We start from the raw sequence: 24,104 nt of genomic DNA, 5'->3' as shown, positions 1-24,104 counted from the left end.
CCACGCGGGCCTGTTTCGGCGGCACTTTCCAGCATGCGTGTGGTCTATCGCATGCCCTTAAACCCGGAACGTTTTGAAGATAAGATGGTGCAGCAGTTCAAAGCCGTTGCGGCGGCCCTCGGCGTCCGGAACAAAACACGCGGCGCGGTGAGGAGAAGCGGCAGGTCGAACGAATCCTAGAGGACGCCCCGCATGCGCCGTGCCTGTATCGCATCTCTGCTCCTCGTGACGCTTGCCTCGCCCGCTGTCGCCGAGGACGACTGGCACCCTTACGCCAATCCCCGCTTCGGTTACACGGTCGAGATCCCGCCCGGATTCGAGATGGGCCTCGAGGCCGATAACAGCGACGGCGTCAGATTTCACGCCGATGACAATGGCGCGACGCTCATGGTGTTCGGCACCCATCCGCCGGATGGCGACTTCGAAACCGACGTCGCCGAAAGGATCGGCTACGAGAAGCAGGACGACTGGCGAATCATCTTCTCGCGCGTCACGTCCGCCTGGGCGAGCTTTTCCGGCGCGCGCGAGAACGACGTCTTCTATACGCGGGCGATTGCGCTCTGCGACGGCAGCGCCGCATATTTCAGGCTCCAGTATCGGAAGAGCAAACTGACCAGTTTCGATGGAGTCATCTCGCGCATGGCCTCGGCACTCAGGCCGTCGGAAGAATGTCTGCCTGCTGCAGACTGAAGCTGCAGCTTTGACTTCAAGCTTAAGATGCGGCGGCGCTGCTGATGCAGGTCAGGACTGCGGAATAGTGCACAGCAGCTCCCGTGACGACGAAGCCGTGCCAGATGGCGTTCTGGAAGCGCAGGCGCTCCCAGACATGGAAGATTACCCCGACCGAATAGATGACGCCACCGATGACGATCAGAGTGAGCGTCGTCGCGCTCAAGGCGGTAAAGAGGGATTTCGCGGCGAGCAAACCGCTCCAGCCCATTGCGAGATAAAGCAGGATCGCCAGCCGATCGAAGCGCCCGGGCAGGAGGCACTTCATGGCGATGCCGGCGGCTGCGATAAGCCAGATGGCGACCAGCATCGAGAAGAGGAACGGATCATCCCAGCCGCGCTGCAGAAACGGCGTGTAGGTTGCAGCGATCAGCACGAAGATTCCGGAGTGGTCCAGCCGACGCAGCAGCCACTTGGCCCGGCCCACCGGAAAGAGATTGTAGACGAATGAGATCGACAGGGCGGCGATGAGCCCGCCGCCATAGATCGAAGCTGCGGCCAATTGCCCGGACGTGCTCCAGACAGTGGCGTAAAAGATCAGGGCGGTAACACCGACGAGCGCCGCCGAAAGCCCGATCCCGTGGACGATTGCGTCGGCGATCATCTCCGATCGGTCGTAGTCCCATTTGACGCCGGCAACCTTCACGCGGCCCCTCCCGCTCCGCTTTCGATATCCGTGCAGCCTGCAGCGGCAACGAAATACCTCATGATCGATCACGGCGAATTCGAACGGTTCGAAACACCGCAAAAGATCACCTGTTTCGGTTCATCCTGCCACAGGCCGGCGGCACGGCAAAGCACCAGGATCGGGCGAAAGGATCAACTTTTGCAACGCATTACAACAAATACCGCACCCTTCGCCGGAGCGTGCGGCAAACGGCTTTCTCTGGAGCAGGTGGGAGCTTTGGGCGGTTATCTCCCGCCGGTCGCGATCTCGGCGGCGCAGGTCTGACAGAGTGGAGCATGCGGCACGGCGCGCAACCTTTCCGGGGATATGGGATCGCCGCAACGCACGCAAATGCCGAAGGTCCCCGCTTCGATGCGGTTGAGTGCAGCATCGATCGCGCGAATCTCGCCCTGGCCGGCCAGGCCGAGTCCTTCCAGGACCTCATCGCTCTCCCGTTCCGTTACGCGATCCGGCACATCGGCATTCATCGGCTGCTCGAGGTCTTCCTCTATCTGCACCAACCGGCCATGAAGTTCGCGTTTGCGGCGCAAAAGCTGTTCGCGAAAGTCGTCAAGCGCATACTTATCCATTGCGTGACTCCTTCGGATCGCGGCGCAGGGGGCCTGCACCGTGCCGTTTTATTCCCAGTGTTACCGGTCGACGAGAACCGCGCAGGGGCAATGGCTGACGACACGGCTGGCGGTAGACCCGATGAAATAATCGATCAGGCCCGGGCGGTGGGACGCGATGATCACCAGGTCCGCGTTCTCTTCCTCGGCCAGTGCATTGATACTGCCGGCAGCTCCGCCGGTGCGGATTTCGACGCGTCCATTGATGCCATGCTTGGTTTTCAACGCTTCCAGGGTCTTGACGGCGTGCTTGCGCGATTCCTCGATCATCTCCAGCGGAAAATCGACGATCATGTAGCCTTGTGCATAGGCGTTGAGATCCTCGACGACGTTGAGCAGAATGATCTCTCCCCCCTCGTCGATCAGTTTCTCGGCGATGCCTAGGACGGACTCGCCGTGCTCCAGTTGATCCATGGCGATCGGCACGATGATCTTCCTGTACATGCTGCTACGTCCTTTTCCTATGTTACCACGTCGCACGCCGAATGCGACGGCCGCTGGCTCCCGATAGAGACGGAAACCACATCACGTACGCCGTCCTGCGCCGGACCGACATCGGACGGTGACGGCTGTACGGGCCTTGACTTGGATCAAAGTGACCGCCCCTCTGCTCCCATCGCTCCCACCGTTAAAGGTAGCGCGGCCGCGACGACTGTCAACGTTTGTCGAACACAACATCAAGTAATATAAGAGCTTCCGCCTACCTGTTCACGTACTCATATTGGATTGAGGGCAGCAGATCACAGTCTCGGGCGTCGCCCTCCCGCTGTCCGAAAGGCGAATAGGATGAAGGACACCTCACAACCGAAGCCGCAGGCCAGCGTTCCCGCCGATCACGCGACCGCGATGCCCGCTTATGTCGACCGGTCGCATCTTGTCGTAAGCGACCTGGAGACGGTGTCGTCCTGGTACCAGCGGATACTCGGCCTGTCGCCGATCGAGGCTCACAAAAGCGGCGTGACGCTTGGCGTCGCCGGAAGACCGCTCCTGACATTGACGGGCGACGGCAATGCCGTAAGGGCTCCGCGAAGTGCACCCGGTCTCTTCCATCACGCATTCCTGGTTCCGGACCGCACCGAGCTCGGACGCTGGCTCGTGCACGCCGCCGAAAACGGGGTGCAGTTGCAGGGAGCCTCCGATCACCTCGTCAGCGAAGCGATCTATCTCGCTGATCCGGAGGGTAACGGAATCGAGATTTACCGCGATCGCCCGCGCGCCGAATGGAATTACGGAGCGGACGGCATGGTGGCAATGAACACGCTGCCGCTCGATCTGCAGGCACTCTACGACGAGGTGCCGAAGAACAGCTGGGACGGCTTGCCGGCCGGCACCACGATCGGCCACATCCACCTCCAGGTCTCGGATATCCCGCAGGCGGACGATTTTTTCCGCGATACCCTGGGACTCGACCTCATGGCCCGTTACCCTGGAGCCAGCTTTTTCGCGACCGGCAAGTACCATCACCACGTGGCGGCCAATATCTGGAATTCGCGCGGAGCGCCGAAACGCCAGGGCAACATGACCGGTCTCGCCGACTATACGATCCGCTTCCGGGACCCGGCGGCCCTCGACGCGGTGACCCAGAAGCTCGACGCGCTCGAAATAGCGAGGGACAGGCAGGGCGACACGCATTGCCTCACCGACCCGTGGGGCATCGGCCTCAAACTCGCCGCCTAGGCGTCTCGGCGGCCCTTTCCGCTTGATCGCCGCGCTGGTGCCCTCTATCTCATTGTCTCCCCATACGGCGCCGTACGTCTCGTCAGACGCGCAAAAGGTCGCTGTAGCGCTTTAATCTGCTGCGTGTTTTTCCCTCCGGAAGACATGCAGCAGGACCGATCCCGGAGACATGCCTTGTCCGTATTCAAGAACCTGCCCGCCGCACCCGTCGCCCCGAAAAAGCCGGCGACGGATACCCGCCACGGCATGACCCGCACCGACGATTACGCTTGGCTCAGGGCCGAAAACTGGCAGGCCATGTTCAAGGATCCGTCGATCCTGGATCCCGAAATCCGCCGCCATCTGGAGGCGGAGAATACCTATATGAACGCCGCGATGGCCGACACGAAGGACCTGCAGAAGACGCTGTTTGCCGAAATGCGCGGCCGGATCAAGGAAGACGATTCGTCGGTTCCGATGAAGGATGGCCCTTTTGCCTACGGGACTTCCTACGTCACCGGCGGCGAGCATCCGCGCTATTTCCGGATCCCGCGCGAGGGTGCAGCGGGCGACGAGACGATCCGCAAGGTGCTGCTCGACGGCGACAGGGAGGCTGAAGGTAAGGCCTATTTCCGTATCGCCGGGCTCGACCATTCGAGCGATCATTCCCGCGGAATCTGGGGGTACGACGACAAAGGGTCGGAATATTTTACTTTGAAGGTGCGCGACCTTTCGACCGGCGAGGACCTCGAGGACCTGCTCGAAAATACGGGCGGCGGCGGCGCCTGGGCGCCGGACGGCAAGAGCTTCTTCTATACCGTGCTCGACGAGAACCACCGGCCATCGAAGATCTTCCACCACGTCATAGGAACGCCGCAGTCGGAAGACCGGCTGGTTTATGAGGAGCCCGACGCCGGCTTCTTCATGTCTGTCGGCGGTTCGCTCCTCGACGATTTCATCTATATCGACATCCATGACCACGAGACGAGCGAGTATCGGCTCATCCCGACCAGCGACCTTGCCGCGGAGCCCAGGCTCGTGGCGGAGCGCGTAACCGGTCTGGAATATTCCATGACCGAGGGCGGCGACGTCTTCTACATTCTTACCAATGCCGACGGCGCCAAGGATTTCAAGATCATGGAAGCGCCGGTGGAAGCGCCGCAGAAGGAAAACTGGCGCGAGGTCGTGCCGCACAAGCCGGGAACGCTGATCCTCAGCCATATGGCCTATGCCCGGCATCTGGTCTGGCTGCAGCGCCGCAACGGGTTGCCGGAAATCGTCATCCGCGACCGCCGAACCGGCGAGGAACACGCCATCGCATTCGCCGAGGAGGCATATTCTCTGGGGCTTTCGGGTGCGGCCGAATACGACACCGACATCATCCGCTTCTCCTATTCGTCGATGACGACGCCTTCGCAGCTGTTCGACTACGACATGCAGACGCGCAAGCGCACGCTGCTCAAGACGCAGGAAGTCCCCTCCGGGCACGATCCGGACGCCTATGTGACCCGCCGGGTATTCGCCCCGGCGCATGATGGCGAGCAGGTGCCGGTCACCCTGCTCTATCGCAAGGACACACCGCTCGACGGATCCGCCCCTTGCCTGCTTTACGGCTACGGTGCCTACGGCATCACCATTCCCGCCAGCTTCAACACCAACTGCCTGTCGCTCGTCGACCGCGGCTTCGTCTATGCGATCGCCCATGTCCGCGGCGGCAAGGACAAGGGCTTCCACTGGTACGAAGACGGCAAGATGGCGAAGAAGACCAATACGTTCAAAGACTTCATCGCAGCCGCCGATTATTTGAATCAGGAAAAGTTCACCTCCTACGCGAACATCGTCGCCGAGGGCGGCTCGGCTGGGGGCATGCTGATGGGCGCCATTGCCAATATGGCGCCGGAGAAGTTCCGCGGCATCATCGCCGCGGTGCCCTTCGTCGACGTGCTCAGCACGATGCTGGACGACACGCTGCCGCTGACACCCCCGGAATGGCCCGAATGGGGCAACCCGATCGACAGCCCGGAGTTCTACGACATCATCGCGAGCTACTCGCCCTACGACAATGTCGGTGCCAGGCCGTATCCCGCCATTCTGGCGCTCGGAGGCCTGACCGACCCGCGCGTCACCTATTGGGAACCGGCAAAATGGGTGGCGAAACTGCGCGAGGAGACGACCGGCAGCGAACCCATCCTGCTCAAGACCAACATGGACGCCGGCCACGGCGGCGCTTCCGGTCGCTTTCAGCGGCTGGAGGAGATCGCCTTCGAATATGCCTTCGCCATCAAGGTCGCAGGCAAGGCGTAAGGGGAAGAGCCGTGCCGGTCTATGTAGCACTGCTCAGGGCCGTCAATGTGGGCGGCACCGGCAAGCTGACGATGGCGGACCTGAAGGCCGCCTGCGATGGGCTCGGCTTCGCGGGGGCCAAGACCTATATCCAGAGCGGCAACGTCGTTTTTCGCTCTGACCTGCCTGAGCCCGCAGTGCAGGCGAAACTCGAACAGGCGCTGGCGGCGAAAATGGGCAAGGCGCCGGGCGTCTTGCTGCGCAGCCGCCGCCAACTGGAGGACGTCGCCGCCAGGGCGGACCGGTTTGTCGATGCCAAGCCGAACCTGCTGCTGATTACCTTCCTGCCGGAGCCGCCTCCCCGCGACGCGCTCGACAAGCTGGTCGCACCTGATGGAGAAAAGGTGCGGATGGACGGGCGCGAAATCTATATCCACTATCCGAATGGATCCGGACGATCGAAGCTGAAGCTTCCGGCGCTCAGACCGGGCACGGCGCGCAATCTCAACACGATACGCAAGCTGGCGGAAATGGCAGCCGCGATGGAAGACGGTTCCTGACGTTACAGCGAGACGCCGACACCTGTGCATACTCTGCTGCGCCCCTGCCATAGTGGCAGGAGAACAAACGCAAGGAGGGATAAAGGTGGAGGACTTGGCCAGGTACAGACATGATCTCCCGCTTGTACGGGGCGGCATGTTCTTGAGCGACGGTGGCATGGAGACCGCGCTGATCTTCCAGGAGGGGATCGAACTCCCGCATTTCGCGTCCTTCGTCCTGCTCTCGACGGCGGAGGGCCGGCGGCGGCTTCTGCGCTACTACACGCGCTATCTCGAAATCGCCAGGCGCCACGGCACCGGCTTCGTGCTCGATACCGCCACATGGCGCGCCAATGCCGATTGGGGTGAAAAACTCGGCTACGATGCGGCGGCATTGAGAAAGGTCAACCTGGATGCCGTTGATCTCCTCACGGGGTTGCGCACCGAGTACGAGCGGCCGCAGGCTCCGGTCGTCCTCAATGGCGTGATCGGTCCGCGCGGCGATGGCTATCAGGCGGGCCGGATTACGGCCGACGAAGCGGAGGACTATCATTCCGCCCAGGTCGCCGCCTTTGCCGACAGCCAAGCAGACATGATCACGGCAGTCACGATGACGAATACCGAGGAGGCGATCGGGGTCGTCCGGGCCGCCAAGGGCCATGACATGCCCTGCGCCATCTCCTTCACGGTGGAGACCGACGGCCGCCTGGTTACCGGTCGCTCGCTGCAGCACGCGATCGAGACGGTGGACGCCGAGACCGGCGGTTATCCGCACTACTACATGATCAATTGCGCCCATCCGACCCATTTCGAGAATGTGCTGGAACGGCAGAGCGCCTGGGTCCGGCGGATCGGCGGCATTCGCGCCAATGCCTCGACGAAGAGCCATGCCGAACTCGACGAGAGCGAGACATTGGATGCGGGCGACGCGTGCGACCTTGCAGAGCGTTACCGTTCGCTCACCGGCCGCCTGCCGCATTTGCGGGTGCTCGGCGGCTGTTGCGGTACCGACCACCGGCACATGGCGGCGATCTGCGAGGCGTGCCTGCCACGAGCGGCGCTCAGTGCCTGATCGCGACGGCCCCTTCGCACGAAGGAGCGAGGGGGCCACATAGGTGTCCAGGCCGAAACCTCGCGAAAAGCGCGGGGCTCGTGTAGACTTGCTGCGAAAGGGCGGCCGACTTCCCGCGTGCCGCTGTATCGTGATGAGTTCCGTTCCAACGCAGCCAATTTCAAAGATGACCGCATTCCGCTTCGACAACAGCTACGCCCGGCTGCCGGCCAATTTCTACGCCCGTGTGGAGCCGACGCCGGTGGCGGAACCGTGGCTGATCAAGCTCAACCGTCCGCTGGCCGTCGAGCTTGGGCTCGACTCCGAAGCGCTCGAACGCAACGGCGCGGCGATCTTTTCGGGTAATCTCGTCCCCGAAGGTGCCGAACCGCTCGCCATGGCCTATGCGGGCCACCAGTTCGGCGCTCTCGTGCCGCAGCTCGGCGACGGACGTGCCATCCTGCTCGGAGAGGTGACCGACGCCGGCGGACGGCGACGCGATATCCAGCTCAAAGGAGCCGGCCAGACACCCTACTCCCGCCGCGGCGACGGACGGGCGGCGCTCGGGCCGGTCCTACGCGAATATATCGTCAGCGAGGCGATGCACGCGCTCGGCGTGCCGACGACCCGTGCGCTGGCTGCCACGGTTACGGGTCAGCCCGTCTACCGCGAACAGATCCTGCCGGGCGCCGTCTTCACCCGGGTCGCGGCAAGCCACATTCGTGTCGGCACGTTCCAGTTCTTCGCGGCACGCGGCGACATGGAGTCGATAAGGACGCTCGCGGATTATGTGATCGACCGTCATTATCCGGAGCTGAAGAAGGATGAGAAGCCCTATCTCGCGCTCTTCAAGGCGGTCGCGGCGCGTCAGGCTGCACTGATCGCGCGCTGGCTGCATGTCGGCTTCATCCATGGGGTGATGAATACCGACAATATGACGATTTCGGGCGAAACGATTGATTTCGGCCCCTGTGCCTTCATGGACGTTTACGATTCGAAAACGGTATTCAGTTCGATCGATCAGTTCGGCCGCTATGCCTATGCCAACCAGCCGGCGATCGGTCAGTGGAACCTCGCCCGCCTCGCCGAGACGCTGGTGACGCTGTTCGATCCCGTGGCGGACACGGCCGTGAACCTCGCCAACGACGCTCTTGGCGAATACGGGAGTATCTTCCAGAACCATTGGCTCGGCGGCATGCGGCGCAAGATCGGCCTGTTCACGGACGAAGACGAGGATCTCGACCTCGTTCAGTCGCTGCTGACGCTCATGCAGAACGGGAAAGCCGATTTCACTCTCAGCTTCCGCCGGCTGGCGGCATCCGCGGAAAACGCGGCCGCCGATACGGAGCTTGCAAGCCTCTTCGAAGAACCGCAGGCACTCTCACCCTGGCTCGGGGATTGGCGCCGAAGGCTCGAACGCGAACCGCAGCCGGCGAGCGAACGTGCTGCCGCGATGCGCGCCGTCAATCCCGCCTTCATTCCGCGCAACCACCGGGTAGAACAGGCGATCGTTGCGGCAACGCAAGACGCGGATTTCTCGCTCTTCGAAGCGCTCGTCGAGGTGACCTCCCGTCCCTATGAGGACCAGCCGGGCCGCGAAGCCTACGCCGCGCCACCCAAGCCGGGCGAGGAAGTGCTCCAAACCTTCTGCGGCACCTGACACTCCCTGTCGATCGTCATGCGACCATGCGCCGACAATCTCGGTCTCAGTCGGATTGTGGCCATTGAAAGGCACGCGTTTTGCGTTAACTTCGAAATAGCGCACCGACCGGGCTCCGCACGGAGCCGCGCCTTCGTCGTCGGCAATGCGCATTCTCCTCCAGGCCCGGCCGGGCCTGCCCGCGGAATCAGTCGTGCCCACGGCACGTCCTCAACTCGGGAGTTCTACTTGATGCTCATCGTCCTGACCGCCATCGTCTTTGCCGTGATCGGCCTCGCCCTCGGTGCGGGCGGAACGCGGCTCCTGCTGCTCGGCGGCAGCCCTTACTACCTCGTCGCTGGCCTGGGCTTCCTGCTCACCGCGTTTCTGCTCTTTCGCCGACGCGCCGCCGCGCTCTGGGTCTATGCGCTGGTCGTCCTGGGCTCGCTTGCCTGGGCGGTCTGGGAGGTGGGATTCGATTGGTGGCAGCTCGGGCCTCGCGGCGGCGTGATTATCCTGCTCGGGCTGTGGTTGCTCACACCCTGGATACGGCGCCCCCTCGGCTTCGTCAGCCCCACGGGCGAGCAATACGGCGCGCGCGCCTGGCCGCTCGCCGTGGCCAGCCTTCTATCGATCGGCGTTGCGCTGTTTTCGATGACACAGGACCCCCACGACATCAGGGGCGATCTGCCGGGCGAGGTCGTGGCAAACCCGAATCTCGGGGGCAACGTGCCGCCGGGCGAATGGCACCAATACGGGCGCACGCCCTTCGGCCAGCGTTATTCCCCGCTCGACCAGATCCGCCCGGAGAACGTCTCGAACCTCCAGGTGGCATGGCAATATCAGACCGGCGACGTGAAGCTGCCGGAGGACGTCAGCGAAACCACCTACCAGGTGACGCCGCTGAAGGTGAAGGACACGCTCTATGTCTGCACACCGCACAACTGGGCGATCGCGCTCGACGCCGCCACCGGCCAGGAGAAGTGGAAGTACGATTCGAATTCCGGCATGAACCCGGACCGTCAGCACCAGACCTGCCGCGGTGTCACCTATTGGGCCGATCCGGCCGCGGCGCCCGGCAGCCCCTGCGCCGAACGGGTGTATCTGCCGACGTCCGACGCCCGCCTGATCGCGCTCGACGCGACGAATGGAGAGGTGTGCACCAGCTTCGCCGCTAACGGGGTCCTGCATCTGGAGCAGGACATGAAGTACAACCCGGCCGGCTATTATTATTCGACGTCGCCGCCGGTCGCCGTCGGCGACAAGATCATCATCGGCGGTGCCGTCAACGACAACTATTCGACCATGGAGCAGTCGGGCGTGATCCGCGCCTTCAACATCAACACCGGCGCCCTCATCTGGAACTGGGACAGCGGAAATCCGGACGTGACGACGCCGCTGCCTCCGGGTGAAACCTACACCACCAATTCGCCAAACAGCTGGTCGGTCTTCAGCTATGACGAGGGGCTCGGCCTCGTCTACATTCCCATGGGCAACCAGGTACCCGACCAGCTCGGCATGGGACGCAGCGAGCATGTGGAGAAATATTCCTCCTCCATCGTCGCCCTCGACATCAACACGGGCGCGGTGCGCTGGGTACGGCAGACGGTGCATCACGACCTCTGGGACATGGACGTGCCCGCGCAACCCGCCCTGCTCGACATCACGAGAGAGGACGGGACCGTCGTGCCGGCACTCGTCGGACCGACCAAGCAGGGCGACATCTATGTGCTCGACCGGCGAAACGGGGAGCCGATTATCCCGATCGAGGAAGTACCGGCGCCCGGCGGCGCGATCCCAGAGGATTTTACTGCGCCTACCCAGCCCGTCTCGGGCCTCACCTTCATGCCCCCGCCGCTCATGGAGCGCGACATGTGGGGGATCAGCATGTTCGACCAGCTTGCGTGCCGTATCGAATTCAGATCGCTGAAATACGAGGGGCGCTACACGCCGCCTTCCCTCGAGGGGACGATCGTCTATCCCGGAAATTTCGGGACTTTCAACTGGGGCTCTGTCGCCGTGGACCCGGAACGCCAGGTGATGTTCGGGATGCCGACCTATCTCGCCTTCACCTCGCGGCTCGTTCCGCGCGACCAGATCGCCCCGAAGGGCGAGGGCGAAAAGGGTAGCGAACAGGGCCTCAACCGCAATGAAGGCGCACCTTACGGGGTCTTTATGGGTCCGTTCCTCGGCCCGCTCGGGATTCCCTGCCAGGCCCCGCCATGGGGCTATGTCGCAGGCGCCGATCTCAGAACCGGCAAGATCGCCTACAAGCACAAGAACGGCACGGTTTACGACATGACGCCGCTGCCGCTGCCCTTCAAGCTGGGCGTACCGGGCATCGGAGGACCCATGATAACCAAGGGCGGTCTCGCTTTCCTGGGTGCCGCGGTCGACAATTACTTCCGGGCTTACGACCTGACCACGGGTGAGCAGCTCTGGGAAGCACGGCTTCCTGCCGGCGGCCAGTCGACGCCGATGACCTATACGGTCGGCGACAAACAATATGTGCTCATCGTTGCGGGCGGACACGGTTCGGTCGGCACCAAGCCGGGCGACTATGTCATCGCCTATACGCTGCCCTGACGCACGAGCCGGAATGCGCGCGCCCGCATGGGCGTCCGGAGGACTGCAATCTCATCTCTGTGCTTGTCACAGAGATGAGGCGATCAAACAACGGGCGGCCGGAATCTCAACAGGCCTCAGGCCATGCCGGCGACGATACTGCCTATATCGGCGAAGACAGGGTTCAGGTCGTCGAGCGGCGCCTTGGCCTCGCCCATGTAGACGCAGATCAGGATCGGACCACGGCCCTGCGGCCAGGCGACGGCGATATCCGAAACGGCACCGGTCATACTCGTTCCCGTCTTGTCTCCGATCCGCCAGTCCTTGGGCAGGCCCGCCCGTAGCCGCGCATCGCCGGTCTTGTTCGCAACCAGCCAGTCGATGAGCTGCTGGCGCCCTTCTTGCGAGAGGACCGGACCCAGGACCAATTTCCCGAGTGTGTCGAGCATGGCGGCCGGTGTGGTGGTGTCGCGCGGATCGCCCTTCCTGGCCTCGTTCAGCTCGGGCTCCGTTCGGTCGAGCCGCGTGGTCTCGTCGCCGATCGAGCGCAGCCAGGACGTCAGGCCCTCGGGACCCCCAAAGCTTTCGAGCAGCAGGTTGCCGGCGGCATTGTCGCTGATGGTGATCGCCGCCTCGCAGAGTTCCGCGACCGTCATGCCGTTGCCACCCACATGCTTTTCCGTCACCGGCGAGTGAGGCAGCAGGACCTCCCTGCCGAAGGTGATCCGCCGGTCGAGCTTTTCCTCCCCGCGATCGACGCGTGCCAGCGCGCAAGCCGCCGCAAGCGCCTTGAAGGTCGAACACATGGCGAAACGCTCGGCCTCCCGGTGCCCGAACGAGATGTTGGTCTCGGTATCGAGCACGGCAACCCCGAGGCGTCCGCCGGTGCGCTCTTCAAGCCGGCGAAGCCGTTCCGTGACGTCATCCTCCGCCGCGCCGGCCGCAAGCGCGGGCGTTCCGAGCACGAATGCCGGATAGAGCATGGCCGACGCGGCCAGCATTGCTCGGCGGGTTATGTGCAAAGGCATGTCTTTCTCCGTCTGTGCGCTCAAGCGCCGAGACATAGCTAAATTATTGATCTGGAATATTATTCCTGTCGCTTCCGATGATCGAATCGCTAAGGGGCGATTGCGGCGGGCTTGTGCCCGAAGCTGCGCTCTTCGACACGGAACGAGCCCCGGATGCCGCTTTCAAGGCTTGATCGACGGCAGGTCCCTGTCCATATAAAGCTCTAGAGACTAGAGGATAAGGAAGCGGTGTGACGGTTTCCGTCCGGAAACACGCAGTTTCAAAATGTTGGAGCACTGGGCCATCGCATGTACACGATCGGCGACCTTTCCCGTCGGACGGGCGTAAAAATCCCAACCATCCGCTATTACGAGCAGATGGGTCTGCTCGCGGCGCCGGAGCGCTCGGAGGGCAATCAGCGGCGCTATGAAAAGCACGAGCTCGAAAGGCTCGCCTTTATCCGCCACGCACGCGACCTCGGACTTTCGATTGAGGCGATCCGGGACCTTCTGGCATTGAGCGAACATCCGGAACGCCCCTGCGGCGAGGCGGACCGCATCGCGACCGAGCATCTTGCCTCCGTGCGGGAAAAAATCGCCCGGCTCAGAAGGCTGGAGCATGAGCTCGAGCGCATCGTCGCCTGCCATGGCGATCACACGATCGGCGATTGCCATGTGATCCGCGCGCTTGCCGACCACTCGCTGTGCGGAAAAGAGCATTGAAATTCCTCGTTGACAAATTCCGGGATTTGGACAATCTACGCGCATGATCAAGAACGCGCCCATTTCCAGCGTATATTTTTGGCTGTTCCGATAGGAGCGGCCTGCTGATCATATTCAACAAGGCCGCCATCAGGCGGCTTTTGTTTTTCACGGCACCTGATGGCGGAAGAGAACCATTAGGAGCCGAGAATGCTGCAGACCGTCACCCCTACCCTTCAGCCCGTTCCGTCGGCCCGTGCGCCGATGGTGACGATCCGTTGCGCCAAGCCACGCGATCTCGCCGAACTGCGCGAGATGGTCGCCGAGCTTGCCGCCCATCACGGCGATGCCGCAACGGTCACGCCCGAACAGCTCGAGCGGGATCTCTTCGGACGCACGCCCTGGATCACGGCGCTGGTCGCCGAAGCCGGCGGCGCGTTGATCGGCTATGCCATTCTCGTCCCGCAATACCGGGCGGCCGAAGGTGCCCGCGGCATGGAAATGCACCACCTCTTCGTACGCCCCGGTCACCGCGGCACCGGCATCGGGCGCCACCTCGTGGCCAAGGCTCGCGAGCAGGCGAAAATGGCGGGCTGCGATTACCTCTCGGTCAGTGCCGCCACCGGAAACTTCCAGGCCCACCGTTTCTACGAGTCCGAGCGTTTCGTACCGCGCCCGGTAACCGGCATGCGCTACCTGCAGAGACTCGGGTGACGGAGGCCGCGGGTCGCTCCGGTTTACAGCGCCGGCAGCGCCTTGAGGTAGGCCGCGATCGCATCGCGGTCGGAGGCCGGCAGCTCCGCCATGTTCTTCTGGACCTCGACCATCGAGCCGCCGACCGTGTCGAAATCCGGCGTGAAGCCGGTTTCGAGATAGGAGGCGATGTCGGATGCACTCCAGCCCCCGATGCTTTTCGAAGACGGCGTGATGTCGGGAATTCGGCCTTCGCCTTCGGGATTGGGTGCGCCGGTGAGCCACCGGCCCTCCTCGAAGCCGCCAAGCGCATCGCGCGGCGTGTGACATTCGCCGCAATGACCAGGGCCCTCCACGAGGTATTGCCCGCGGGCGAGCTTGGTGTCGGCGGTATTGACCTGAGTACGCGGCTCAGCGTTGAGATACAGCAGCTTCCATGCGCCGAGCGCCTGGCGGACATTGTAGGGGAATGCCAGGTCGTGCGGAGGCGTCGCATTGCCGCTCTTCGGCAGCGTCTGCATGAAGCCCCAAAGGTCGTTCACGTCCTTCGCGGTCATCCGGATATAGGAGCCGTAGGGGAAGGAGGGATAGAGATGCTCGCCGTCCTTTCCGACGCCGCGCGTCATGGCGTCGCCGAACTCTGCAAGCGTCCAGCTGCCGATGCCAACGGTTTCATCGGGGGAGATGTTGGGCGGATAAAAGGTGCCGAAAGGGCTCTTCAAACTGCGGCCGCCGGCAAGGACGAGCCTCTGGTCGTCCTTGGCGCCCGGAGCGGCGTGGCAGCTGACACAGCCGCCGGCCCAGAAGATCCGTTCGCCATTGGCAAGATCGGGCTCGCCGAGCCCCTCCCAATGAGCGGCGTCCCAACGATCGGGCTTGGTCAGCCACCAGGCGAGACTCCCTCCCGCCACCACCAGCAGGACCAGACCAGAAAGCAGATACCTCGCACGCCGGCCCATGGGCTCCTCTTGAGATCACGAATGCGGATGACAACGGCCGGAGGGCTTTTCGACCTGCTTGCGGAGAGCTCGCGCCGGCGAACCGGCGCGGTTCGAAACGGATTGGAAGGACCGTCTGATCGTCAATTCTTCTTCAGGCGGTAGGTCTCATGACAGCTGCTGCAGTCCTTTCCCAGAATGCCGAGCGCGGCGCCGACACCGGCCTGATCTGCGGGCAGTTGGGCAAGGATCTTTTCGGCGTCACCGCCGAGCTTGGCGGCCTTTTCCTTGAAGTCCTCCATGTTCTCCCAGATTTTCGGGCTCGCTTCGGTTTCCATTCCCGTCTCGGAGCCGGCCGGGAAGTGATCCGGGAAGACCTTCACCGTCTCGCTTATCGTCGCCAGAGATGCTTTGACGATCTCGGCGTCATAAGGTTTTTCACCCTTGGCGATGCCGCTGAGTTCGCCCGTGGCCTTTCCCACCTTTTTCATCAGCTGCTGACGCACCGCCTGCGGCTCGTCAGCCGCCGTCACGGCGGTCACGCCCAGGCCCGCCAGGGCTGCGGCAAGCATAAGAGCTCGTATCTTCATCATGTTCTCCGGTCTGACCCGCTTCCGCGGCGTGGTGTTCAAGCGCCGGCATGATGGCATTTTGGGTTTTCTACGGAAGTAACTTTTTATTGATGTGCTTGTCGATTCAGCACAATTCCCCACGCAATACCTGGCTGCGCGGCGACGCCTTCACATATTCAAATATGATAGCAGAACTCATCTTTATACTTGACGGAGTCTCAAACAGCCCCGCTCCAGCCGTGCCATACCGTGAAGATGGCGATGACGACGAGGAGGAGACCGGCGAGCCGGCCGATGGTCACCGTGGCACCGGGGCTGCCCACGAGGAAATCACGCCCGCGCCCGGCGGCAAGTGCAAGCCCGCCATAGACCGCAAGCTGCGTCAGCGCGATCATCACGGCCATGACGGCCGCCTGGGACCACACCGGGCCGAACTGCGGCTTGAGGAACTGCGGGTAGACCGCAAGCATGAAGAGATAGGCCTTGGGATTCATCAGGCTCGTCAGGGCGCCCTGCCGAAAACTCGCCCAACGCGACAGCCGTGCCCCTCCTTCGACGCCGCTGATGGTGATGGAACTGCGCAGGAGCGAAAAACCGATCCAGGCGATATAGGCCGCGCCGGCAGCGAGCAGCAGGTTGAAGAGCTGGGGCACCAGATGCAGGACGACGCTGACGCCAAGGGCTGCATAGAGCGTGTGCAGCACGCCGCCTGCCACGATTCCGGCCGTTGCGGAAAGCCCGGAAGCGCGCCCGCCGGTCATCGCATTGGCGAGGACGAAAACCATGTCCATGCCGGGAACGATGATGATGCCGAAGAGCAGGGTGAAAAGAGCCAGAGGTTTTCCGCATAGGTCATGTCAGTTGCTCGTCCGATTTCCGTGATATCCCAGGAGCGGATTGTTTAGTTTCAACCCGTTGGCGCGTGTTATATCTCTCTCCTACTGACAAGGTCGTGTCAGGAGTGAGCAGGTAGAGGCCGCTTCATGCGCAAGGCGTCGCGTCTTTTCGAAATCATCCAGATGCTGCGGCTCGCCCGTACACCGGTGACGGCGGCGCAAATCGCCGAGGCGCTGGAGGTGACGCCCCGCTCGATCTACAGGGATATTGCCGCCCTGCAGGCGATGCGCGTGCCGATCGAGGGCGAGCGTGGCATCGGCTATATCCTGAGGCCCGGCTTTGACCTGCCGCCGCTGATGTTCTCGATCGAAGAGACGGAGGCGATCGTGCTGGCGCTTGCGCTTCTGGCTCGCACGGGCGACGAGGAGCTGAAGACGGCGGCACGGCGCGTCAATCAGAAGATCACCGGCGCCGTGCCGGAACCGCTGCGCAAGGCCTTCCAGTCACAGGCGCTACACGCCTGGGGCACCATCGCCTCGCCGCCGCCGGCGGTCGACTTGGCCATGATCCGGCGGGCTATCCGTGACGAGCAGAAGCTGGTGCTGGACTATCGCGACGAGCTCGGGCGCGCGACCGAGCGCACAGTACTCCCGCTTGCGCTGATCTATTATTCCGAACACGCGATGATGGTCGCGTGGTGCGAATTGCGGCAGGATATCCGCAACTTCCGCGCCGACCGCGTTGAACACTGCGAACCCGCCGACGCCTATTTCCGCGGGGAAGGCAACGGGCTGAGGCAGGTGTGGATTGCGGGATGGCAGGCGAATGCGGTTCGGCCGCTCGAGGCGGCGGACGGGTAGAAAACCGTGGCGAGATGGCCGTTGAAAACGGCCCCTCATAACGAAAGGCCCGGCGCAAGCGCCCGGCCGATTTCCCGCTGGTAGAAAGCAGCGCTTACTTTGCAGCCGCTTCGTACAGCTCGAGGACGTAATCCCAGTTGATGAGATTGTCGACGAAGGCTTCCAGGTATTTCGGACGCGCGTTGCGATAGTCGATGTAATAGGAATGTTCCCACACATCGACGCCGAGGATCGGGGTTGCGCCGTGGACGAGCGGGTTTTCGCCGTTCGGGGTCTTGGAGATTTCCAGCTTGCCGTTCTTAACGGAAAGCCAGGCCCAGCCCGAGCCGAACTGACCTGCGCCGGCAGCAATGAAATCGGCGCGGAACTTGTCGTAGCCGCCAAGGTCCGATTTGACCGCCGCATCGAGCTTGCCGGGCAGGCTGGTGCCGCCGCCGCCCTTCTTCATCCACTTCCAGAAGTGAACGTGGTTGTAGTGCTGGCCGGCATTGTTGAACAACGGCTGGTTGGTGCCGTAGGATTTCTTGACGATATCTTCCAGCGAAAGATCGGAAAGACCGGCTTCCTCGGCGAGCTTGTTGCCGTTCGTCACGTAAGCGAGGTGGTGCTTGTCGTGATGGTATTCGAGCGTTTCGCGCGACATGTACGGCGCAAGCGCATCGTAGTCATAGGGAAGGTTCGGCAATTCGAAAGCCATTGTGGCATCTCCTCTTGGCATGGATTTCGTCGGGGAAATCTGTCAGCGGAACATAGGCACCGCCTTGCAGGGAGGCAACCGATGCAGCGCCAAATTTTCGCTAACCCACGCAAAATACTTTCATTGCTTTCGTGACTTCCGTCTTCGCGCGCAAGCGCCTCGACGCGCCGCCTTGCGGTCCTATCTTACGTTATCGAGGGCATGTGCCCGACCGTGCCACAGGAGAAGACGATGGAATTTCACCAGGGACGGCTCATCGACCATGTGCATCTTCGCGTCGGGGACCTCAAGGCGAGCAAGCGGTTCTATCAGGCGGTGCTCGGCGCGCTTGGCCACCAGCCGACCTACGAGACCGACGAGTTCTTTGCGTTCGACGAGTTCTTCGTCGACGCGGCGGAGGATTACCGCACCCGCGTCCACCTCGCATTCCAGGCCTCGGGCCCCGATGCGGTGCAGCGGTTCTACGATGCCGGACTGGCCAATGGCGGCACCGACAATGGACCGCCCGGAGAGCGAAGCTACCATCCGGGCTATTATGCCGCGTTTCTCCTCGACCCGGACGGCAACAATGTCGAAGCCGTCTATCACGGACCGAACACGCGCTCGTCCGCCGATGTGGTCGTCCGTCCGCTTGAACCGTGACCTTCGAAGAGCGACTGGCGATGCCTCGCGCGTTCAGGGCGGCGGAGAAATAACGGCCGGCTGAACTGAGAGGAGATCACTTCCCTCCGGTCGCGTGCGCCCAGTCCATGTAGAGATCGCGCGCCTTTGTCGCGACCGGACCGGCCTGCAATTCGCGCTGCTCGAGGCGGGTGACAGGCAGCACCTTGGAATAGTTGCCCGAGGTGAAGATTTCGTCGACCCCTTCGAAATCGGCCATGGTCAAGCTGGTTTCGATCACTTCGAGGCCTGCCTCCCTGAGAAGGGCCATCACGCGCGAGCGGGTGATGCCGGCGAGGAAGGTCCTGTTGGCGGCCGGCGTGAAGACGACGCCGTCCTTCACCATGAAAATATTCGAGGAGCCGGTCTCCGCGATGTTGCCGAGCATGTCGCGCACCAGCGCATTGTCAAAGCCGCGCGAACGTGCCTCGTTGAGGATGCGGGCGTTGTTGGGATAGAGGCAACCGGCCTTGGCATCGGTCGGCATGCATTCGAGCGTCGGCCGGCGGAAGGGAGAGAGCGTCAGCGACGAGCCGGCACGGCCATTGCCCATCGGCGCCTCGAAAAGGCAAAGCGCGAAGCGTGTCGATTCAGGATCCACCGCAACGACGCTCCAGGACCCGTGCTCGCCCCAATACATGGGCTTCACATAGACCGCCGTCTTGCCGTCGAACTTCTTCGCGCCTTCCCAGGTCAGTCCCTCGATCTCCTCGGCCGACATCGTTGGCCTGAGACCCAGAGCCTCGGCGGAGCGGTTGACGCGCCGGCAATGGAGGTCGAGGTCCGGCGCGATGCCGTCGAACCAGCGGGCGCCGTCGAATACGGTCGAACCGAGCCACATCGCATGGGATGTCGGGCCGATCAGCGGCGGGTTGCCGGCAAGCCATTCGCCGTCGACAAAGGTCCAGGTGGTGGATCGTGGGGATGTATCGACGGCCATCGGTGCCTCCTTCTTTCTTCACGCACTTCCGCTCTAGCCGGAAAAAGCAGCATGAGGGTGAATGGGTACATCAAAAAATGTCATGGCGTCCATTCTGGAGCCCTCCCGGGCGACGTGTCAGAATGATGAAAACGCCCCAAGGGAGAGATCTCGATGAAAGCGATGTATTACGATGCCTTCGAGAAGATGCCGGAGATCCGGACGCTTCCCGATCCGGCGCCGACCGAGAACGGGGTCGTCATAAAGATCGAGGCGACCGGCCTTTGCCGCAGCGACTGGCACGGCTGGATGGGGCACGACCCGGACATTCGCCTTCCGCATGTGCCGGGCCACGAACTGGCAGGCACGATCGCGGCGACCGGGCGCGGGGTCCTCCGCTACAGGATCGGCGACCGGGTGACGGTACCCTTCGTTTCCGGTTGCGGCCGCTGCTTCGAATGCAGCTCCGGCAACAGCCAGGTCTGCGAAGCGCAGTTTCAACCGGGTTTCACCCACTGGGGCTCGTTTGCGGAATATGTGGCGATCGACTTTGCCGAGCAGAACCTCGTGCATCTGCCCGAGAACATGGATTTCGCAACGGCGGCGAGCCTCGGCTGCCGCTTCGCAACCTCTTTCCGTGCTGTCGTCGACCAGGCCCGCGTCAAGGGCGGCGAGTGGGTGGCTGTGCACGGCTGCGGCGGTGTCGGCCTCTCCGCAATCATGATCGCCGCGGCACTCGGCGCCAACCCCATCGCCATCGACATCTCGGAGGAGAAGCTCGCCTTCGCCCGGACGCTCGGGGCGGTCGCCACCATCGACGGCCGCGAGACGGAGGACGTCGCGGGAGCTGTCAGGGAACTCACCCGAGGTGGCGCCCACGTCTCGCTCGATGCGCTCGGCTCGCCCGTTACCTGCTTCAACTCGATCAAAAATCTGCGCCGCCGCGGCCGGCACGTCCAGGTCGGGCTTATGCTGGCGGAGCACGCGACGCCGCAGATTCCGATGGCGCAAGTGATCGGCCATGAACTCGAGATCTATGGAAGCCACGGAATGCAGGCCTGGCGTTACGACGCGATGCTGGCAATGATCACCGCCGGGAAACTGAACCCGAAGCAGTTGATCGGCCGTGAGATATCGCTCGAAGAGGCGGCGCCGGCGCTTGCTGCGATGGACCGGGCGACGGACCTCGGCATCAGTGTCATCACGCGGTTCTGACCGGATTTCGGTTGCGTGCCGGCGCTGCTATTCTGCCGGCAATCCGAGACGAATCAGGAGGCACGTCATGGCTCTTGCGGTTCAGGCTATCGAGAGCGCCTGTTATCGGCCCGTACTCGACGCGAATCCGGCGCATCCGAACGGCTGGCCGGTGCGCCTCATCGTGAGCTCGCAAACCGAGGCGCGGCACAATCGCGCGTTATGGGCGCCGACGCATCTCGTCTCCATCCGAGCGCCAGCGACGCGTCTGCTTTCGATGATCGACCTGCCGCCGGAGCGGCATCTGGAACTCCGCTTCGGCGACACCATCGACCCGGATGCGCCGGATGCCGCGCGTCCGGCGGCCATCGAGGCGACATTTGACTTCATCGACAGCCTGCCCGAAGAGGCGCACCTGCTGGTTCACTGCCTCAGAGGCATCGGACGTTCGACGGCGCTGACCCTCGGTGTTCTGGCGCGCTATCTGGGACCGGAGGAGGCTGCGGCAGCGCTTCACGCGCTGCGCCCGGAGGCGAAACCGAACCGGCACGTGCTCGGCCTTTGCGACGCGGCCCTCGGCCTCAAGGGCAAACTTGCGAAACAGGCGCTGCGTTTCCCGGCAAAGGTTTGGAAAGATTGAACGAAGGGGGGCGACGAAGACATTGTGCGGCGCACAAAGTTTTGACATGATGCGCCAAAAGAATGCTGTGGCACAGCGTCTCCGACGCAGTGCCGCAAGCCCCTGCCCGGCGGCTACTCGCGCAAAATGGTGAAAACCTCCGGCGCGCCGACCGGACGGTGGATAGACGGGAGAACTCGATGTCTTACGCGGCCTATGTCTTCGACGCCTATGGCACGCTTTTCGACGTGCATGCGGCCGTACGCCGGCATGCCGATGCGATCGGGCCGGACGGCCAGGCCTTTTCGGAACTCTGGCGCGCCAAGCAGCTCGAATATTCCTGGGTCCGCTCGCTCATGGGCGCCTATGTCGACTTCTGGGAATTGACCGAGCAGTCGCTCGACTACGCCTTTCAGCGCTTCCCCTCAGCCGATCCCGGGCTCAAAAAGCCGCTTCTCGATGCCTATTGGGCGCTCGACTGTTATCCGGAAGTTCCCGCGGTCCTCAAGGGATTGAAGGAACGTGGCGCCCGCATCGCCATTCTTTCCAACGGTTCGCCGGCCATGTTGGCCTCGGCCGTCAAGAATGCCGCACTCGATATCGTCATCGACGACGTTTTCTCGGTCGATGCCGTCAAGGCGTTCAAGACGGCACCGGCTGTCTACGACCTGGTGACGACGAGCTACCGGCTCTATCCGCAGGCGGTCTCGTTCCAGTCCTCGAACCGGTGGGATATCGCCGGCGCCACGAAATTCGGCTTTCGCACCGTCTGGATCAACCGGGCCGACGGGCCGGATGAATACAAGGACCATGGTCCTTCGCTGATCCTCCCCTCGCTCGAAAGCCTGCAATTCGGCGTATGAAGGAGCCCCGCCCATGGCCTGGTCTGCAGCGCAATATGCCAAGTTCGAGGACGAACGGACGCGTCCGGCGCGCGACCTGCTGGCGCAGGTACCCGATCTGCCCGCCGGTCCAGCCTTCGACCTCGGCTGCGGCCCGGGCAATTCGACCGAGTTGATCCTCCAACGATTTCCGGGCAGCCCGCTCACCGGCATCGACAGCGACGATGACATGCTTTCGGCCGCCCGCACCCGCCTGCCGGACCTTCGCTTCGAAAAAGGCGACCTCGCCGCCTGGGCGCCGCCGGCGGAAAGCGCGCTCTTCTTTGCCAATGCGGTCTTCCAGTGGCTGCCGGAGCACGTCACGCTTTTCGAGCGGCTCATACTGGCGCTTGCGCCCGGCGGAACGCTTGCCGTGCAGATGCCCGACAACCTCGATGAATCGTCGCATCTTCTGATGGAGGAAACGGCAGAGGAGGCCGCCTTCGCCCCGGCCTTCGCGGGCCGCACCATTCGGCGCAGGTCCCTCCCCTCACCAGCTACCTATGTCGAAAGGCTCACCTCGAAGGAGGTCCGCGTCGACGTCTGGCACACCGTCTACTATCACCAGCTCGCAAATGCGAACGCGATCGTCGAATGGGTGAAGGGCACGGGATTGCGCCCCTATCTGGACGCGCTGCCCACTACCCAGCGGGCGGGCTATCTCGCCGCCTATGCCGAAAAGATCAGGAAGGCCTATCCGGCGATGAAAAACGGGCGCGTGCTCCTGCGTTTCCCGCGGCTTTTCATCGTGGCGACAAAAAATCGCTAGAGCGGGAGTGCATGCGGGTTCTCGCCGGCTCCGGCAGGCGCGGCCCTGTCTTCCGGACAAGCTTGAAGGCGCGCCTTGCGCGGACAAATATAGGAGATCGCGCTTCGGCCCGCCGGGCGCTCGCAGTGAAGGAGCTCTCAATGCATGCAGTCAGTTCAAATGGCGCCAATATTCCCGCGCTCGGCTTCGGCACATTCCGTATGTCCGGAGCGGAGGTGCTTCGCATCCTGCCGCAGGCCCTGAAGCTCGGTTTCCGCCACGTGGACACCGCACAGATCTACGGCAACGAGGCGGAAGTCGGCGAGGCCATCCAGAAGTCCGGCATTGCACGGGCGGACATCTTCCTGACCACGAAGGTCTGGGTCGACAATTATCGCCACGACGCCTTCATCGCCTCGGTCGATGAGAGCCTGAGAAAGCTGAGAACCGACCATGTCGATCTGCTGCTTCTGCACTGGCCGGGGAGCGACGTGCCGATGGCCGAACGCATCGGCGCCCTGAACGAGGTGCGGAATGCCGGCAAAGTACGCCATATCGGCATCAGCAACTTCAACGCCGCGCAAATGGAAGAGGCGACGCGTCTCAGCGATGCGCCGATCGCCACGAACCAGGTCGAGTATCATCCTTATCTCGACCAGACGAAGGTCCTCCAGACGGCGCGGCGGCTCGGAATGTCGCTCACGGCTTACTATGCCATGGCCAACGGCAAAGTGCCTGCCGACCCGCTGCTCGCGGAGATCGGCAGCCGCCACGGCAAGACGGCGGCGCAAGTGGCGCTGCGCTGGCTCGTGCAACAGCAGGACGTGATCGTGCTTTCGAAGACGGCGACGGAGGCGCGGCTCAAGGAGAATTTCGCGATATTCGACTTCGCGCTGACGCGGGAGGAGATGGCGGCAGTCCGCGAGCTTGCCCGCCCGTCTGGGCGGATCGTCAATCCGCAGGGTCTTGCTCCCGAATGGGATGCGTGAGGTGAAGGCCTTTAGCGGCCCCCATGCCGC

General features: G+C 63.0%; 25 protein-coding genes and 1 pseudogene. 17 read left to right on the top strand and 9 right to left on the bottom strand.

What is annotated here, in order from left to right; all coding sequences use genetic code 11:
- Positions 1 to 192 precede the first annotated feature (192 nt).
- Positions 193 to 690 (top strand): hypothetical protein, encoded by a 498-nt coding sequence (locus CN933_RS08230; RefSeq protein ID WP_018094530.1) that lies wholly within the window; start codon positions 193 to 195, stop codon positions 688 to 690.
- A gap of 22 nt (positions 691 to 712) precedes the next feature.
- Here CN933_RS08230 and trhA read toward each other — a convergent pair whose 3' ends face one another.
- A complete protein-coding gene (trhA, locus tag CN933_RS08225; RefSeq protein ID WP_018094529.1) occupies positions 713 to 1,375 on the bottom strand; it encodes a PAQR family membrane homeostasis protein TrhA in 663 nt (220 codons plus the stop codon).
- 60 nt (positions 1,376 to 1,435) lie between these two features.
- Here trhA and CN933_RS31260 point away from each other — a divergent pair, with 60 nt between their 5' ends.
- Positions 1,436 to 1,681, top strand: coding sequence for a hypothetical protein (locus CN933_RS31260; protein WP_020487470.1), 246 nt, complete (start codon positions 1,436 to 1,438; stop codon positions 1,679 to 1,681).
- On the opposite strand, the gene CN933_RS08220 is transcribed toward CN933_RS31260, so the two are convergent.
- Both CN933_RS08220 and CN933_RS08215 read right to left on the bottom strand, forming a co-directional pair.
- Complete coding sequence (locus tag CN933_RS08220) at positions 1,642 to 1,986, bottom strand: TraR/DksA family transcriptional regulator (RefSeq protein ID WP_018094528.1); 345 nt, start codon at positions 1,984 to 1,986, stop codon at positions 1,642 to 1,644. The genes CN933_RS31260 and CN933_RS08220 overlap by 40 nt on opposite strands.
- Positions 1,987 to 2,046: 60 nt before the next feature.
- Entirely contained in the window at positions 2,047 to 2,469 is a 423-nt protein-coding gene (locus CN933_RS08215) for a universal stress protein (RefSeq protein WP_018094527.1), read from the bottom strand.
- Positions 2,470 to 2,811: 342 nt separating this feature from the next.
- On the opposite strand from CN933_RS08215, the gene CN933_RS08210 reads away from it, so the two are divergent.
- The 6 genes from CN933_RS08210 (at position 2,812) to CN933_RS08185 (ending at position 11,779) form a co-directional block, all read left to right on the top strand.
- A complete protein-coding gene (locus CN933_RS08210) occupies positions 2,812 to 3,702 on the top strand; it encodes a VOC family protein (RefSeq protein WP_018094526.1) in 891 nt (296 codons plus the stop codon).
- A gap of 174 nt (positions 3,703 to 3,876) precedes the next feature.
- Positions 3,877 to 5,985 (top strand): S9 family peptidase, encoded by a 2,109-nt coding sequence (locus tag CN933_RS08205; protein ID WP_018094525.1) that lies wholly within the window; start codon positions 3,877 to 3,879, stop codon positions 5,983 to 5,985.
- A gap of 11 nt (positions 5,986 to 5,996) precedes the next feature.
- Positions 5,997 to 6,524, top strand: coding sequence for a DUF1697 domain-containing protein (locus tag CN933_RS08200; protein ID WP_018094524.1), 528 nt, complete (start codon positions 5,997 to 5,999; stop codon positions 6,522 to 6,524).
- A gap of 94 nt (positions 6,525 to 6,618) precedes the next feature.
- On the top strand, positions 6,619 to 7,575 hold the full coding sequence (locus CN933_RS08195) for a homocysteine S-methyltransferase family protein (RefSeq protein WP_026168563.1): 957 nt from the start codon (positions 6,619 to 6,621) through the stop codon (positions 7,573 to 7,575).
- Positions 7,576 to 7,741: 166 nt separating this feature from the next.
- On the top strand, positions 7,742 to 9,214 hold the full coding sequence (locus tag CN933_RS08190; RefSeq protein ID WP_018094522.1) for a protein adenylyltransferase SelO: 1,473 nt from the start codon (positions 7,742 to 7,744) through the stop codon (positions 9,212 to 9,214).
- A 231-nt stretch (positions 9,215 to 9,445) separates the two neighbouring features.
- A complete protein-coding gene (locus tag CN933_RS08185; RefSeq protein ID WP_018094521.1) occupies positions 9,446 to 11,779 on the top strand; it encodes a glucose/quinate/shikimate family membrane-bound PQQ-dependent dehydrogenase in 2,334 nt (777 codons plus the stop codon).
- 116 nt (positions 11,780 to 11,895) lie between these two features.
- Here the strand turns inward: CN933_RS08185 and bla are convergent, their stop codons facing one another.
- Positions 11,896 to 12,786: a class A beta-lactamase gene (gene bla / locus CN933_RS08180; RefSeq protein WP_018094520.1), complete on the bottom strand. Its 891-nt coding sequence runs from the start codon at positions 12,784 to 12,786 to the stop codon at positions 11,896 to 11,898.
- A 288-nt stretch (positions 12,787 to 13,074) separates the two neighbouring features.
- Here bla and CN933_RS08175 point away from each other — a divergent pair, with 288 nt between their 5' ends.
- Together CN933_RS08175 and CN933_RS08170 are read left to right on the top strand one after the other, a co-directional pair.
- Complete coding sequence (locus tag CN933_RS08175; protein ID WP_018094518.1) at positions 13,075 to 13,488, top strand: MerR family transcriptional regulator; 414 nt, start codon at positions 13,075 to 13,077, stop codon at positions 13,486 to 13,488.
- A 189-nt stretch (positions 13,489 to 13,677) separates the two neighbouring features.
- On the top strand, positions 13,678 to 14,181 hold the full coding sequence (locus tag CN933_RS08170) for a GNAT family N-acetyltransferase (RefSeq protein ID WP_018094517.1): 504 nt from the start codon (positions 13,678 to 13,680) through the stop codon (positions 14,179 to 14,181).
- 23 nt (positions 14,182 to 14,204) lie between these two features.
- Here CN933_RS08170 and CN933_RS08165 read toward each other — a convergent pair whose 3' ends face one another.
- The 3 genes and pseudogenes from CN933_RS08165 to CN933_RS08155 all read right to left on the bottom strand — a co-directional run bounded on the left by CN933_RS08165 (position 14,205) and on the right by CN933_RS08155 (position 16,526).
- Entirely contained in the window at positions 14,205 to 15,119 is a 915-nt protein-coding gene (locus tag CN933_RS08165) for a c-type cytochrome (RefSeq protein WP_018094516.1), read from the bottom strand.
- A gap of 122 nt (positions 15,120 to 15,241) precedes the next feature.
- The gene (locus CN933_RS08160) at positions 15,242 to 15,688 is read right to left on the bottom strand and encodes a c-type cytochrome (RefSeq protein WP_018094515.1); all 447 of its coding nucleotides are present in this window, start codon (positions 15,686 to 15,688) and stop codon (positions 15,242 to 15,244) included.
- A 200-nt stretch (positions 15,689 to 15,888) separates the two neighbouring features.
- Positions 15,889 to 16,526, bottom strand: a pseudogene (locus CN933_RS08155) (LysE family translocator).
- Between the two features lie 127 nt (positions 16,527 to 16,653).
- Here CN933_RS08155 and CN933_RS08150 point away from each other — a divergent pair.
- Complete coding sequence (locus tag CN933_RS08150; protein WP_018094514.1) at positions 16,654 to 17,367, top strand: helix-turn-helix transcriptional regulator; 714 nt, start codon at positions 16,654 to 16,656, stop codon at positions 17,365 to 17,367.
- Positions 17,368 to 17,461: 94 nt separating this feature from the next.
- Here the strand turns inward: CN933_RS08150 and CN933_RS08145 are convergent, their stop codons facing one another.
- A complete protein-coding gene (locus CN933_RS08145) occupies positions 17,462 to 18,064 on the bottom strand; it encodes a superoxide dismutase (RefSeq protein WP_018094513.1) in 603 nt (200 codons plus the stop codon).
- 231 nt (positions 18,065 to 18,295) lie between these two features.
- Between CN933_RS08145 and CN933_RS08140 the strand changes: the two genes are divergently transcribed.
- A complete protein-coding gene (locus CN933_RS08140; RefSeq protein WP_102761399.1) occupies positions 18,296 to 18,706 on the top strand; it encodes a VOC family protein in 411 nt (136 codons plus the stop codon).
- A gap of 76 nt (positions 18,707 to 18,782) precedes the next feature.
- Here CN933_RS08140 and CN933_RS08135 read toward each other — a convergent pair whose 3' ends face one another.
- The gene (locus tag CN933_RS08135) at positions 18,783 to 19,664 is read right to left on the bottom strand and encodes a branched-chain amino acid aminotransferase (RefSeq protein WP_102761398.1); all 882 of its coding nucleotides are present in this window, start codon (positions 19,662 to 19,664) and stop codon (positions 18,783 to 18,785) included.
- A gap of 153 nt (positions 19,665 to 19,817) precedes the next feature.
- Here CN933_RS08135 and CN933_RS08130 point away from each other — a divergent pair, with 153 nt between their 5' ends.
- From CN933_RS08130 to CN933_RS08110, 5 genes are all read left to right on the top strand, one after another.
- Positions 19,818 to 20,858 (top strand): zinc-dependent alcohol dehydrogenase family protein, encoded by a 1,041-nt coding sequence (locus CN933_RS08130; protein WP_018094510.1) that lies wholly within the window; start codon positions 19,818 to 19,820, stop codon positions 20,856 to 20,858.
- Positions 20,859 to 20,925: 67 nt separating this feature from the next.
- Positions 20,926 to 21,477: a phosphatase gene (locus CN933_RS08125; RefSeq protein ID WP_018094509.1), complete on the top strand. Its 552-nt coding sequence runs from the start codon at positions 20,926 to 20,928 to the stop codon at positions 21,475 to 21,477.
- Positions 21,478 to 21,656: 179 nt separating this feature from the next.
- On the top strand, positions 21,657 to 22,319 hold the full coding sequence (locus CN933_RS08120) for a haloacid dehalogenase type II (RefSeq protein WP_018094508.1): 663 nt from the start codon (positions 21,657 to 21,659) through the stop codon (positions 22,317 to 22,319).
- A 13-nt stretch (positions 22,320 to 22,332) separates the two neighbouring features.
- On the top strand, positions 22,333 to 23,106 hold the full coding sequence (gene tam, locus CN933_RS08115; protein WP_018094507.1) for a trans-aconitate 2-methyltransferase: 774 nt from the start codon (positions 22,333 to 22,335) through the stop codon (positions 23,104 to 23,106).
- A gap of 140 nt (positions 23,107 to 23,246) precedes the next feature.
- Positions 23,247 to 24,074, top strand: a complete 828-nt coding sequence (locus tag CN933_RS08110; RefSeq protein WP_026168562.1) for an aldo/keto reductase — start codon at positions 23,247 to 23,249, stop codon at positions 24,072 to 24,074.
- Positions 24,075 to 24,104 lie beyond the last annotated feature (30 nt).

This window comes from Sinorhizobium sp. M4_45 (assembly GCF_002885915.1).
GTDB classification, from domain to species: domain Bacteria; phylum Pseudomonadota; class Alphaproteobacteria; order Rhizobiales; family Rhizobiaceae; genus Sinorhizobium; species Sinorhizobium meliloti_A.
Note: the sequence above shows the minus strand (reverse complement) of the source record. Positions and strands in the feature narration are given on the sequence as shown.